Genomic DNA, 13,491 nt, shown 5'->3' on the forward strand with positions numbered 1-13,491 from the left:
GTACATGAGCACTGCACGTCCTTCGTTGGGGTTTGCCGGTATCGGGCTGATGGGCTTGCCCATGTGTCGGCGGTTGCTGGCCGCAGGTTATCCGCTGACGGTGTGGAACCGCTCGGCGGACAAATGCGCCGAACTGGTCAAGGCCGGTGCCCGCCAGGTGGCGACTCCGGCCGAGCTGTGCCAGCACGCCGAGGTGCTGATGCTGTGCCTGGCCGACACGGCGGTGGTGCGCGAGGTGGTGTTTGGTGAGCAGGGCATTGCTGGCGCAGGCAAGGCCGGCCAGTTGCTGGTGGATTTTTCCAGCCTCGAGCCGACCGCTACCCGTGAGATGGCCAGCGAACTGGCGGCGAAAACCGGCATGCACTGGCTCGACACCCCGGTCTCCGGCGGCACGCCAGGCGCCGAAGCCGGCACTTTGGCGATCATGGCCGGTGGTGAGGCGGCCGACCTTGAGCGCGTGCGCCCGCTGTTGTTGACCCTTGGTCAACGCGTGACCCACATGGGGCCGGTCGGGGCAGGGCAGGTAACCAAGGCCTGCAACCAGATGATCGTTGCCTGCAATGCGCTGGTGATTGCCGAGGTGGTGGCGCTGGCCGAGCAATCAGGCGTCGACGCCAGCCTGATCGCCGAGGCCCTGGCGGGTGGTTTCGCCGATTCAAGGCCGCTGCAGATCCTGGCCCCGCAAATGGCCGCCAGTCGCTTCGAGCCGGTGAAGTGGCACGTGCGCACCTTGCTCAAGGATCTGGATAGCGCGGTGAAACTTTCCCGCGAACAGGGTTCGTCGACCCCGATCAGCGGCCTGGCCGCCCAACTGATGCGCTTGCATGGTAGCCAGGGCTATCTGCAAAAAGATCCGGCGACACTGATTGATCTGTACCGGCGTAAGGATTGATGCTGCTCAGCGCCTGTTCATGGCGCTGGTTGAGTTCGCCCAGGATCGGCCGCAGTTCACCCAGTGGCACGGGCCGGCTGAGCAGGTAGCCCTGGAGGTAATCGCAGCCTTGCTGGGCGAGGAACTGGTACTGTTCGGTGGTTTCAACGCCTTCGGTGATCACCTGCAGGTGCAGGGTGTGGGCCATGACGATGATGGCCTGGACGATTTCCATGTCCTGGCGGCAACGCGGTACATCCTGAATGAACGAGCGATCGATCTTCAGGGTGTCCAGCGGCAAGCGCTTGAGGTAGGCCAGTGACGAGTAGCCGGTGCCAAAGTCATCGATCGACAGCGACACGCCCTGGGCGCGGATGCGCTTGAGCAGGGCGATGGTGTTGTGGATGTTGCCCATCAGCGCGTTTTCGGTGACTTCCAGCTCCAGCTGGCGCGCCGGAATGCCGGCCTGACGCAGGGCATCTTCGACTTCCTGGGCCAGTTCTTCGCGGGCCAGGGTCAACGCCGAGCAGTTGACGGTTACCTTGAGCCCGTCGTAACCGTGGCGGTTGAGCTGGGCCAGGTCTTCGCAGGCATGGCGCAACACCCATAGGTCGAGTTCGGCGATCAGGCCGTTGGCTTCGGCAATGCCGATGAAGCGGTCCGGGCTGAGCAGCCCGTGCTGTGGATGTTGCCAGCGCACCAGGGCCTCGAGCTTGGCCACCTGGCCGCTGTGAAGGTCGAAAATCGGTTGGTAGTGGATGCGCAGGCCACGTTCTTCGAGCAGGGCGATGCGCAGTTCTTCTTCCAGTTGCAGCTCGAGAGTGGCGCGGGTTTTCAGGTTGCTGTTGAAGAAGTTCAGGTTGTTGCGCCCGCAACCCTTGGATTGATACAGGGCCAGGTCGGCGTTTTTCAACAGCTCGTCACAACTGCGGCCATCATCGGGGAACACGCTGATACCAATGCTGGTGGTCATGACCATGCGCCGACCGGCCAGGTCGATCGGCTCCTTCATCTTCTGCATGATGCGCTGGGCCAGATGCCGGGCCTCATCGCGGCTGTGCAGGGCGGTGAGGATGCAGAACTCGTCGCCACCGAAACGGGCGACCACATCCTGGCTGCGGGTGGCGGTCTTGATGTGCGCGGCAATCACCTTGAGCAACTCGTCGCCAGCATCATGGCCGAGGCTGTCGTTGATGCGCTTGAAGTGATCGATGTCGAGGAACATCACCGCCAGCATGCCGTCATTGGCGGTTTGCTCGGCCAGGCGCTCGGCGAACACCTGGTTGAAGCCGCGGCGGTTGACCAGGTTGGTCAGGGCGTCGTAGTGGGCGGCCTGCTGCAAGGACACCCGGGCCTGGTCGAGCTGGCTGAGCAGCACGTTGACCCGGCGCAGGTCGTGCTCCTTGCTTTGCAGCTTCTTGTCCGAGAGCGCGGCGCTGATGCTGCTGGCGCTGATCAACAGGGTAATGAAGGCGATGGTCAGGCTCAGTTGCAGGCTGTTGTCGCTGACCGGCAGCGACAGCGCGGTGTCCGCGGGTAGTACCAGGGTCAAGGCGGCCATGCCCAGCAGATGGGTCGCGACAATGCCGCCGGCCATCAGCAGGCTGGCGCCGTATTTCATCAGTTGAAAGAGGGTGCCGCTGCCATTGCGCAAATAACGGGCGAACAGCAGCGCCGCGAGGCTGGTGGCGATGGCGGCAGCGACCGAGGCGGCGAACAGGTCGGGGCGATAGAACTGCTGGGCGCTGGAGAGCATGGCGGCCATGCCGGTGTAGTGCATGGCAATGATCCCCAGGCCGAAGCACACCGCCGCTTGCAGGTAGTGGCGCGGCAGCAGTTGCTGGCGGCTCAGGGTATTCATGGCCATCCAGCCGGCCAGCAGCATGATCAGCAGCGAGACCCCGGTCAGGGCCACGTCGTAGTGAACCTCCAGCGGCGTTTGCAGGGCCAGCATGCTGATGAAGTGCATGGCCCAGATGCCGCCAGCCAGACAGCAGGCGCCGAGCAAGCGCCATTGCCGCTGGGCCGCGGGTTGCTCGACGTGGCTCAGGCGCTCGGCCATGTCGAGGGTGGCGAAGCTGCCGGCACAGGCGATCAGAAAGGCAAGCAGCACCAGGTAGGGGTTGTGCCTGCAATCGAGAAGGATCTGTCCGGTTGCCGGAAGTTCGGCGAGCATTTGCAGCCCCAGCCACTCCATAGCATGCCTCTTTTTCGAGTTGGCACTCGTCCCCCTATAGCCCGCTTGGAGACCGTTGTGCAGGAGTATAGGAACTCAGCATTAGTCCATCCTGAATAATGGCATATTGATTCCTACGATTTGGTCATTGAACCAATAGCGCCGGGTTCTAAAACCGCGAATGGTTACAATTACCCGGTATCAGTCCGGTCAATGGTGGCAGACAGATCGGCAAGTGCCCTCTAGATTCAGTTCGGCGTGCTGGAAAGCCCCGAACAATAATAACGAGGGACTGATCGATGCAGAGCTCCACTCAAGCGGCCAACGCCTGGCGAATCCTGTTCCTGCTGTTTCTGGCCAACCTGTTCAACTTCTTCGACCGCACCATTCCCGCCATCATCATCGAGCCGATCCGCCTGGAATGGCACCTGAGCGACTTTCAGATCGGCTTGATCGGTACCGCCTTCACCCTGGTCTATGCCATTGCCGGCCTGCCGCTGGGGCGCCTGGCCGATAACGGTTCACGCAGCAAACTGATGGGGTGGGGGCTGATGGCCTGGAGCGGGTTGACAGCGGTCAATGGCATGGTCGGCAGCTTCTGGAGCTTTTTGCTGGTGCGCATGGGCGTAGGCATCGGTGAGGCCAGCTATGCGCCAGCCGCCAACTCACTGATCGGCGACCTGTTCCCCGCCGAGAAGCGCGCGCGGGCCATGGGCATTTTCATGCTCGGCCTGCCGTTGGGCCTGTTGCTGGCGTTCTTCACCATCGGCGCGATGGTGCAGGCCTTTGACAGCTGGCGGGCGCCGTTCTTTATCGCCGCAGTGCCCGGGTTGTTGCTGGCGCTGTTCATGTTCATGATCCGCGAGCCGGCGCGCGGCGCGGCGGAGTCGGTGGCGATCTCCCAGGCGCCCGTGGACCGGCCGTTGCGCCGGGTTCTGAGTGTGCCGACCTTCTGCTGGCTGGTGCTTGCGGGCCTTACCTTCAACTTCGCCACCTACGCCTGCAACTCGTTCATGGTGCCAATGCTGCAGCGTTACTTTTTGCTCTCGCTGCAGCAGGCCGCGGTGGCCACCGGAGTGATTGTCGGCCTGACCGGGCTGGTTGGCCTGACCCTTGGCGGCTGGATTGCCGACAAGGTACACCAGCGCTTTGCCAACGGGCGCTTGTTGTTCGGTGCCCTGAGCATGCTGATCGCCACCCTGGCCACCGCCTGGGCGTTGCACGCCGGGCGGATCGAGATCGGCGTGTTCGTGGCGGTGTTCGGTGTCGGCTGGTTGTTTGCCTACAACTTCTATACCTGTGTCTACACCGCGATTCAGGATGTGGTGCAGCCGCGTCTGCGGGCCACGGCCATGGCGCTGTTCTTTGCCGGGCTTTACCTGCTCGGTGGCGGCCTGGGGCCGGTGGTGGTGGGGGCGCTTTCGGACCATTTTGCCGTGGCGGCCATGCAGGCAGCGGGGGCGGTGCAGATGAGCGAGGCATTCAAGGCTGAAGGCCTGCACGGGGCGATGTACCTGATACCGGTGGCGTTGATGTTGACGCTGGTGTTCCTGCTGCTGGCCTCGCGGTGCTTCAGCCGGGATGCGCAGAGGATGCGCGAGGGGATGGTGGCTGACAGCGAAATGATGGCCGCCAAGCCTGTGGTGGCTTGAAAAAGCATCGCGGGTCAAGTCGAGTCGTCGCACCGCCGCTCCCACAGAATCACCAATATCTCTGTGGGAGCGGCGGTGCGACGACTCGACTTGACCCGCGATTGAACCGATGCAAATTATCCGGCGACCAGCACCCGAATCGCTTCCAGGCGCAGCGCCGCTTTATCAAGCATCGCCAGGCCTTGTTCACGCTGCTTGCGCAGGGCGTCGATTTCGCTGTCGCGAACGGTCGGGTTGACCGCTTGCAGGGCGATCAGGCGCGCCAGCTCTTCATCGGTTTGCGCCGCCAGCCGGCGTTGGGCTTCGGCGACACGTTCGGCATGGCGCGGCATGATCTTGGCTTCGCCGTCGTTGATCCGCGGCGCCAGCACGTCGCGCTGGGCCTGGATGAACTTGTTGGCGCTGGCCTTGGGCACGCTCTCGAGCTGGTCGTTGAGGGTCTCGAAGGACACCCGCGAAGCCAGGTCGTTGCCGTTGGTGTCGAGCAGGCAGCGCAGCGCGGCCGGCGGCAAGTACCGGCCCAGCTGCAGGGCGCGCGGAGCCACCACTTCACTGACGTACAGCAGCTCCAGCAGCACGGTGCCGGGCTTGAGCGCCTTGTTCTTGATCAGCGCCACCGAAGTGTTGCCCATCGAACCGGACAGCACCAGGTCCATGCCGCCCTGGACCATCGGGTGCTCCCAGGTGATGAACTGCATGTCTTCACGCGACAGCGCCTGGTTGCGGTCGTAGGTGATGGTCACGCCTTCGTCGTCGCCCAGCGGGAAGCTGGCGTCGAGCATTTTTTCGCTCGGCTTGAGGATCAGGGCGTTTTCCGAGTGGTCTTCACTGTCGATGCCAAACGCGTCGAACAGGGTTTCCATGTAGATCGGCAGGGCGAACTGGTCATCCTGCTCAAGGATCGCCTCGACCAGTTCCTGGCCTTCACCGGCGCCACCGGAGTTGAGCTCCAGCAAACGGTCGCGACCGCTATGCAGCTCGGCTTCGAGGCGCTCGCGTTCGGCACGGGCCTCGTCGACCAGCGCTTGCCACTCATCGTCATCGCCGCTTTCGAGCAGCGGCAGCAGGCGCGGGCCAAACTGGTGCTGCAGGGCGTTGCCGGTCGGGCAGGTGTTGAGGAAGGCGTTCAGGGCCTGGTTGTACCACTGGAACAGGCGCTCTTGCGGGCTGTTCTGCAGGTGCGGCACGTGCAGCTCGATGGTGTGCTTCTGGCCGATGCGGTCCAGGCGGCCGATTCGCTGCTCGAGCAGGTCCGGGTGGGCTGGCAGGTCGAACAGCACCAGGTGGTGGGCGAACTGGAAGTTGCGGCCTTCACTGCCGATTTCCGAGCAGATCAGCACCTGGGCGCCGAATTCTTCGTCGGCGAAGTAGGCCGCAGCGCGGTCGCGCTCAAGAATGCTCATGCCTTCATGGAACACCGTCGCGGGGATACCGGAACGCACGCGCAGGGCGTCTTCCAGGTCCATGGCGGTTTCGGCGTGGGCGCAGATCACCAGGACCTTGACCCGCTTGAGCATCTTCAGGGTGTCGATCAGCCAGTCGACCCGAGGGTCGAAGCGCCACCAGCGCTCTTCTTCGCTGCCTTCGCTCTGGGACTGGAAAGCAACCTCAGGGTACAGCTCGGCGTGCTCGCCCAGCGGCAGCTCCATGTACTGGTCGGGGTTGGGCAGCGGGTAGGGGTGCAGGTTGCGCTCAGGGAAACCCTGGACCGCCGCGCGGGTGTTACGGAACAGCACGCGGCCGGTGCCGTGGCGGTCGAGCAACTCGCGAATCAGGCGGGCGCTGGCCTGGGTATCGCCATCGTTGACCGCAGCCAGCAGGGCTTCGCCTTCGGCACCGAGGAAACCCTCGATGGTGGCGTGGGCCTTGGGCGACAGGCGGCCTTCGTCGAGCAGCTCCTGGACCGCTTCGGCTACCGGGCGATAGTGCTCGCTTTCGGCGCGGAACGCGGCCAGGTCGTGGAATCGGTTCGGGTCGAGCAGGCGCAGGCGCGCGAAGTGGCTGTCCTGGCCCAGTTGCTCCGGGGTCGCGGTGAGCAGCAGCACGCCGGGGATGACCTCGGCCAGTTGCTCGACCAGGGCGTACTCGGGGCTGACCTGGTCTTCATGCCAGACCAGGTGGTGCGCCTCGTCGACCACCAGCAGGTCCCAGCCGGCGGCAAACAGCGCGTCCTGGGCCTTTTCGTCTTCAGTCAGCCATTCCAGGGCAACCAGCGCCAGTTGGGCATCCTCGAAGGGGTTGCTGGCGTCGCTTTCGATAAAGCGCTCGGCATCGAACAGCGCGACCTGCAGGTTGAAGCGCCGGCGCATTTCCACCAGCCACTGGTGCTGCAGGTTCTCCGGGACCAGGATCAGCACACGGCTGGCGCGGCCCGAGAGCAACTGGCGATGGATCACCAGGCCGGCTTCGATGGTCTTGCCCAGGCCTACTTCGTCGGCCAGCAGAACCCGCGGGGCGATACGGTCGGCCACTTCACGGGCGATATGCAACTGGTGGGCAATCGGTTGCGCGCGGGTGCCGCCCAGGCCCCAGAGCGACGACTGCAACTGACGGCTGGTGTGCTCGAGGGTGTTGTAGCGCAACGAGAACCACGGCAGCGGGTCGATCTGCCCGGCGAACAGGCGGTCACTGGCCAGGCGGAACTGGATGAAGTTCGACAGCTGGGTTTCCGGCAGGGTACGCGCCTGGTTCTGCGCGTCGAGGCCGTGATAGACCAGCAGGCCGTCGACATCCTCGACCTCGCGCACGGTCAGCTTCCACCCTTCGAAATGGGTGATCTGGTCGCCAGGCGAGAAGCGCACCCGGGTCAGGGGCGCATTGCGCAGGGAGTACTGGCGGGTGTCGCCAGTGGCCGGGTAGAGCACGGTCAACAAGCGGCCGTCCTGTGCCAGAACGGTCCCCAGACCTAGCTCGGCTTCGCTGTCGCTGATCCAGCGTTGCCCCGGTTGATACTGCTGCGCCATACTGCCTGACTCCCGCCATGAAAAAGCCGACTATCTTAACGGATAGCTCTGTGCAGACCAAAGAGTCTAGCAACTTCATCGACGAAAACCGCTGTCGCCATTGAGGGCCCGATACAGCCATGCCGATCTCCAACCCGTGGTTCATCCGAACGCTGGCCGTGGCGGGCGTGCTTCTGCTGGCTGCCTGTGACAACAAAGGTTTCGAAATTCTGGCGCCGATTCCCGCTGCGCAACTCGAGGCCCTGGGCGTGCAATCGCCGGTGCAGAGCGTGCATTACCACGACCGCGAGGGCGAAGGTTTGCTGGTGCTCAGCCGCAATGACGACCAGGTCAGCGATGAAGAGACCGATCAGGACGTCGATCGCGTGGTGTTTACGGCAACGCTGTATGAGCGCCAGGGCGATGACAGCTTCAAGCCGCGCTGGAAGATCGAGAACGAGACCACCTGCTCCGGGCTCGACCTGGATGTCGGCTTTTATACCGACGTCAGCGGCGTCAGTGACCTCGACAACAACGGCCTGGCCGAGCTGACGGTCGCCAGCCACGCCTTTTGTGGCGGCGGCGTCGACCCCCATGAACTGCGTGTCGAGTTGCGTGAGGGCCAGGCCAGCTATGCTATCAATGGCCAGTCGCTGATCGCTATCGAGGGCGAGCAGCCATATGGCGGTGAGCGCGAAGACAGCCCGTCGCTCAAGGATGCACCACAAGTGTTGCGCGATCACGTGAACGACGTCTGGAACAAAGTGCTCAAACGGCCGTGGAGCGAAGCCCAGCCCGCCCCGACGGACGAGGACGAAGAACAGTAGCCGGCAACTGTGAAGCGCCCCGCACATTTTGCCGGCACTGGCTCAAGGCCCGTGGCCATCAGCCGACACACTGGCGACAGGAGATCATCTCATGCTGCCGCCCCTCATCCCGCTCAGTGCTGCACCCGTGACACAACAACTGGACCCGGTAAAGCCGACGCCAGACATCAAGCCCGTGGTCCCGGCGCAACCGAGCTCCAGCGACAGTACCATTGACCTCAAGCAGCGTGACCCGGAGCAGGCCGCGATCCTCTTGCGCGAAGAGCAGCGCCGTCAGCAGCGCCGACGCCCGTCGAGCCAGGACGAAGAGCTGTACCAGGCGTTGCCCGGCGATGAAGTAAACGCCGACAACACCGTGCCGGTGGCACCCTTGATGGGTGAGCAGCCGCGCCAGGGGCTGCTGGTGGACATCGAAGTCTGAAGATACAAGCGCCACTGGTCAGCGCCGGCTGCAGCCTTCATGATTGCAGCACTGCAGTCAGCTTTCCGAGCCCGCCATGAGCCAAGAAAACAACCTGATCGACCTCGGTGCCGAACGTGCACGCCGGGTCCACGACCTCAATGAAAAGCGTCTGAACGAAGTTCGTCAGGCGTTCGAGCAGGCCATGCCGCTGGGCAAGGCCAAGAAGAAAAAGCCCAAGGGCAAACCCAAGAAGCGCTGAAAACTTGATGCAGGTCAAGCCTGCACCCGCCTTGCGCGCCCGGTTCCGGGCGCTATTGACCTCGGTCAATTTCCTCCCCCGAACCATTCGCTACCTTAAGCCCATCGGACAGGTTCAGGCGAATGGAGGCCGACATGTTCTTCGATAATGTGGTTATCGCTGGAGTGATTACGGTCGGTCTGATGCTGATGTTCTTCGTCGGATTCGGAATATTCATCTGGAAAGACTCGAACAAGCGCAAAGAGCGCTGATCCTTTCCAGTCACGAGCACGCAAGGCATTTAGGGCGACTTCGGTCGCCCATTTTTTTGTCTGGTGAAAAAACCTTTCAGCACCTCTGGACTATTAATAGTTAGCTAGCTAATAATTAAGCCCTGAACTTCTCGCTTCATCCTGACTATCTTTACTACACCGTCGTTCAAGGTGCGTCCCGTGCCCATCACGTTGCAGGCCCTGCTGGCGCCAAACAAAACCGCTGTGCAATTTGCCCTCAAAACCCTGCTCGGTGGCGGCCTGGCCCTGTGGCTGGCGCTGCGCTGGGGGCTTGAGCAGCCGGCCTGGGCACTGATGACCGCGTTCATCGTTGCCCAGCCGCTGTCGGGGATGGTGGTGCAGAAGGGCCTGGCGCGCCTGCTCGGCACCCTGGTCGGCACGGTCATGTCGGTGCTGTTCATTGGCGCCTTCGCCCAGACCCCGTGGCTGTTCCTGTTCGCCCTGGCCTTGTGGCTGGCGCTGTGCACCGCCTGCTCGACCTTGCTGCGCAGTGCCTGGGCTTATTCGTTCGTGCTGGCCGGTTACACCGTGGCAATCATCGCTTTGCCGGCCATCAACCATCCGCTGCTGGTGTTCGACCAGGCGGTGGCGCGCTGTACCGAAATCTGCCTGGGGATTGTCTGCGCCACGGCCACCAGCGCCTTGCTCTGGCCGATGCGCGTCGAGCAACAGCTGAGCGGGCAGGCGCGCCAGGCCTGGCAAAGCGGGCTGCAGGCCGCCAGCGCCGCCTTGAGTGGTGAAGAACAGGGGCGCAAGGGCCTGCTGGAGATTCTCGGGCGCATCGTGGCGGTGGATTCCCAGCGTGAACATGCCTGGTTCGAAGGCAGCCTCGGCCGTCAGCGCGCCCGGGCGATTCGCGGGCTGAGCCAGAAACTGCTGGTGCTGCTGCGCATTTCCCGTTCGGTGCGCCGGCAATGGCGGCAACTGGATGAACAGCAGGCGCAGCACCTGGCGCCGTGGCTGGAAGAGGTTCAGGCGCTGCTGGCCAGCCCCGACCAGGCCAGCCTGTTGCTGTTGCGCCAGCGTGTCTGGGATGCAGCCCACGATGAGCAAATCAGCTCCGCCGAGCATTACTGCCTGGCGCGCCTGACCTTGCTGCTGGACAACGCCATGGCTGCGACCCTAGCCCTGCGTGGGGTAGAGGAGGGCAAGCCGGCCGTCGATGTACCCGACAGCCTGGCGGTTCACCGCGATGTATCGCTGGCGCTGCTGTTCGGCTCGCGCAGCGCCCTGGCGTTCCTGGCCATGGCCAGCTTCTGGTTGGCCACTGCCTGGCAGGCTGCCCCCGGTGGCCTGGTGCTGACCTGCGTGGTCTGCAGCTTGTTCGCCAGCCGCGAGAATGGCGCGCAGATCGGCATGAGTTTTTTGCGCGGGATACTGTTGGCGATACCGGTGGCATTCGTGGTCGGGCAGATCCTCCTGCCGGAGCTCAGCGGTTTTGCCATGCTCTGCCTGGCCATGGGCGTGCCGCTGTTCTTTGGCGCCCTGGGCATGGCCAATCCGCGTATTGGCGCCACCGCTACTTCTTATTGCCTGCACTTTATCGTGCTGGTGGCGCCGCTCAATGTCATGAGTTTCGATGTCGCCAACTTCTTCAACAGCGCCCAGGCCATGCTCATGGGGGTCGGCGCCGCAGTGCTGGCGTTCAAGTTGCTGGTGCTGCGCAACCCGGCCTGGCATGGCAAGCGCCTGCGCGCTGCCACCCAAAGCGATCTGGTGCGCCTGACCCGCCGCGACCTGCGCGGCGCCGACAGCTGGTTTGGTGGACGCATGGCCGATCGCCTGTTGCAACTGGCCCGGCACTACGGCGCCTTGCCCGAACAGGAGCGCGGGCGTTGGGACGATGGCCTGCACGGCCTGGATATCGGCGACGAGCTACTGCACCTGCGCATGTGCCTGGCAGTCGCCCAGGCGCCGGTGGCCGCCGCCGAGCGCCAGTACCTGCAACAACTTGAATCAGTATTGGCCAGCGGCCCGGCCCCGGGGCGTGGCCAGCGCCTGGATGCGGCCAGCGAGCAGTTCATCGACGCACTGCAGAGCGTGCCTTCGAGTGACCCGCTGCGCCTGGCCATCGGTGCTGTGCTGCAATTGCAGAAGAGCTGGGGCAAGTGGTGCCGTCGACAGGAGGAAATCCATGGGCTTGCGTGAATGGGCGCTGGGCGGTGTGTTGCTCAGTCCGTTTCTGCTGTATGTGTTGTTGGCCTTGCTGCTGACCGGGGTGTTGCGCCTGTTGTTGCGCTACACGCCGTTGGGGCGCTGGGTCTGGCATGAGGCGTTGTTCGACTGCGCGCTGTTCGTTTGTATTCTGACCCTGGTGACCCACGTGCTGGGGCCGTTATAAGGAGTGTGACCATGCGTGCTGCTGTACGTATCGCAGTAACCCTGTGCCTGGTGGCGGTGGCGATTTTTGCCGGCTGGAAGCTCTGGCAGTACTACATGCTCACGCCCTGGACCCGTGATGCGAAGATTCGCGCCGACGTGGTGATCATTGCCCCGGACGTATCTGGCTGGGTACGTGAGCTGAAGGTGCGTGACAACCAGCAGGTCAAGGCCGGCGAGTTGCTCATGTCGATCGACCGTGACCGCTTCGAGGCCGCCCTGGACAAAGCCAACGCCGTGGCCGAAACCCGCCAGCAACAACTGCGCCTGCGCGAACACGAAGCCTCGCGCCGTGCCGCCCTCGGCCCTCAGGCGATCAGCGCGGAACTGCGCGAAAATGCCCAGATCAACGCCGCCGTTGCCCGTGGCGAATTGCGCGAAGCGTTGGCCGAGGTCAAGGTCGCGGCCATCAACCTGGCGCGCAGCCAGGTCAAGGCGCCGCGCAGCGGGCATATCACCAACCTGCGCCTGGCCGAAGGCAACTACGTCAATGCCGGGCAGTCGGTGATGGCCCTGGTGGACGACTCGACCTTCTACGTCCAGGCCTACTTCGAAGAGACCAAGCTGCCACGCATCCGCGTCGGTGACCCGGTCAAGGTCTGGCTGATGAGCGCTGGCGAGCCTATGCAGGGGCATGTCGAGAGCATCAGCCGCGGCATCACCGACCGCAACGCCAACCCCGACAGCCAGTTGCTCGCCGAAGTAGAACCGACCTTCAACTGGGTGCGCCTGGCCCAGCGCATTCCGGTGCGGATCAAGCTTGATCAGGTGCCTGAAGGGGTCAACCTCAGCGCCGGCATGACCGCCAGTGTGCAGGTGCGCGAGGACCAAGTGCAGCGCTGAGCGCTTAAAGAAACATGCCGCCGGAGACTTCCAGACGCTGGCCGGTAATCCAGCCGCCGCCATCGCCAAGCAACAGGGCAACTGCGGCGCCGATGTCGTCTGGCAGGCCGACCCGGCCCAGGGCGGTGTTGCCGGCGATAAAGTCATTGACCTCGGTGTTGTCACGCACCACGCCGCCGCCGAAATCGGTTTCGATCGCCCCCGGGGCGAGGATGTTGACGCGAATGCCACGCGCCCCTAGCTCTTTGGCCTGATAGCGGGTCAGCACCTCCATGGCGCCTTTCATGGCCGCATAGGCGGCATAGCCGGGCAGGGCAAAGCGGGTCAGGCCGGTAGAAATATTGACGATCCGGCCCTGCTCGGCAATCAGCGGCAGCAAGCGTTGGGTCAGGAAGAACGGGCCTTTGAGCTGGATATTGAACAGCTGCTCGAACTGCGCTTCGCTGGTTTCGCTGAACGGTGCATTGATACCGATGCCGGCATTGTTGACCAGAAAGTCCAGCTGCTGACGGCCAAACACCTGTTGCAGGGTGGCGCTCAGCTGGTGGGCAAAGGCCTCGAAGCTGGCGCTATTGCTCACGTCCAGTTGCAGCATGGCCGCTCGAACGCCGCTGGCCTCAAGGGTTTTGACCAGCGCCTGGGCTTCGTCGGCCTTGCTGTGGTAGGTGCCGATGATATCGATGCCCTGGGCAGCCAGGTGCTGGGCGGTGTTCTTGCCCAGGCCGCGGCTGGCGCCGGTGATCAATGCGATTTTGCGGGTCATGGTGTGGTCCTCGTGGTCGAACCGGTGGCTGAAGTCGGGAGGAGTTTATTGGTCGCACATGGGCTGATAAATCCACCGAAATCGGAAATACTGGTCGGATAATC

The 13,491-nt window shown here is 63.6% G+C and carries 12 protein-coding genes; 9 read left to right on the forward strand and 3 right to left on the reverse strand.

The window, feature by feature from the left end; translation table 11 throughout:
- The first annotated feature begins 4 nt into the window (after window positions 1–4).
- Entirely contained in the window at window positions 5–892 is an 888-nt protein-coding gene (locus tag BLR26_RS09590) for an NAD(P)-dependent oxidoreductase (RefSeq protein WP_093380201.1), read from the forward strand.
- Here the strand turns inward: BLR26_RS09590 and BLR26_RS09595 are convergent.
- Entirely contained in the window at window positions 792–3,068 is a 2,277-nt protein-coding gene (locus BLR26_RS09595) for a putative bifunctional diguanylate cyclase/phosphodiesterase (RefSeq protein ID WP_093380203.1), read from the reverse strand. The genes BLR26_RS09590 and BLR26_RS09595 overlap by 101 nt on opposite strands.
- A gap of 278 nt (window positions 3,069–3,346) precedes the next feature.
- On the opposite strand from BLR26_RS09595, the gene BLR26_RS09600 reads away from it, so the two are divergent.
- A complete protein-coding gene (locus BLR26_RS09600; RefSeq protein ID WP_093380206.1) occupies window positions 3,347–4,699 on the forward strand; it encodes a spinster family MFS transporter in 1,353 nt (450 codons plus the stop codon).
- A gap of 116 nt (window positions 4,700–4,815) precedes the next feature.
- Here BLR26_RS09600 and rapA read toward each other — a convergent pair whose 3' ends face one another.
- The gene (rapA, locus tag BLR26_RS09605; protein ID WP_093380209.1) at window positions 4,816–7,662 is read right to left on the reverse strand and encodes an RNA polymerase-associated protein RapA; all 2,847 of its coding nucleotides are present in this window, start codon (window positions 7,660–7,662) and stop codon (window positions 4,816–4,818) included.
- Between the two features lie 119 nt (window positions 7,663–7,781).
- On the opposite strand from rapA, the gene BLR26_RS09610 reads away from it, so the two are divergent.
- From BLR26_RS09610 to BLR26_RS09635, 7 genes are all read left to right on the forward strand, one after another.
- On the forward strand, window positions 7,782–8,468 hold the full coding sequence (locus tag BLR26_RS09610; protein WP_093380212.1) for a M949_RS01915 family surface polysaccharide biosynthesis protein: 687 nt from the start codon (window positions 7,782–7,784) through the stop codon (window positions 8,466–8,468).
- 91 nt (window positions 8,469–8,559) lie between these two features.
- The gene (locus BLR26_RS09615) at window positions 8,560–8,889 is read left to right on the forward strand and encodes a hypothetical protein (RefSeq protein WP_045197844.1); all 330 of its coding nucleotides are present in this window, start codon (window positions 8,560–8,562) and stop codon (window positions 8,887–8,889) included.
- A 76-nt stretch (window positions 8,890–8,965) separates the two neighbouring features.
- Window positions 8,966–9,130: a hypothetical protein gene (locus tag BLR26_RS27300; protein ID WP_093380215.1), complete on the forward strand. Its 165-nt coding sequence runs from the start codon at window positions 8,966–8,968 to the stop codon at window positions 9,128–9,130.
- A 134-nt stretch (window positions 9,131–9,264) separates the two neighbouring features.
- The gene (ccoM, locus tag BLR26_RS27590) at window positions 9,265–9,381 is read left to right on the forward strand and encodes a cytochrome c oxidase subunit CcoM (protein ID WP_010221102.1); all 117 of its coding nucleotides are present in this window, start codon (window positions 9,265–9,267) and stop codon (window positions 9,379–9,381) included.
- Between the two features lie 180 nt (window positions 9,382–9,561).
- Window positions 9,562–11,550, forward strand: a complete 1,989-nt coding sequence (locus BLR26_RS09625; RefSeq protein WP_093380218.1) for an FUSC family protein — start codon at window positions 9,562–9,564, stop codon at window positions 11,548–11,550.
- On the forward strand, window positions 11,537–11,743 hold the full coding sequence (locus tag BLR26_RS09630) for a DUF1656 domain-containing protein (RefSeq protein ID WP_045197848.1): 207 nt from the start codon (window positions 11,537–11,539) through the stop codon (window positions 11,741–11,743). The genes BLR26_RS09625 and BLR26_RS09630 overlap by 14 nt, the downstream gene beginning before the upstream one ends.
- Window positions 11,744–11,754: 11 nt before the next feature.
- Window positions 11,755–12,624 carry an efflux RND transporter periplasmic adaptor subunit gene (locus BLR26_RS09635; protein ID WP_093380221.1) on the forward strand — a complete coding sequence of 290 codons (870 nt, stop codon included), beginning with the start codon at window positions 11,755–11,757 and terminating at the stop codon, window positions 12,622–12,624.
- A gap of 4 nt (window positions 12,625–12,628) precedes the next feature.
- On the opposite strand, the gene BLR26_RS09640 is transcribed toward BLR26_RS09635, so the two are convergent.
- Window positions 12,629–13,387 carry an SDR family NAD(P)-dependent oxidoreductase gene (locus tag BLR26_RS09640; RefSeq protein WP_093380224.1) on the reverse strand — a complete coding sequence of 253 codons (759 nt, stop codon included), beginning with the start codon at window positions 13,385–13,387 and terminating at the stop codon, window positions 12,629–12,631.
- Window positions 13,388–13,491 lie beyond the last annotated feature (104 nt).

The organism is Pseudomonas sp. UC 17F4, assembly GCF_900101695.1.
Taxonomy (GTDB): domain Bacteria; phylum Pseudomonadota; class Gammaproteobacteria; order Pseudomonadales; family Pseudomonadaceae; genus Aquipseudomonas.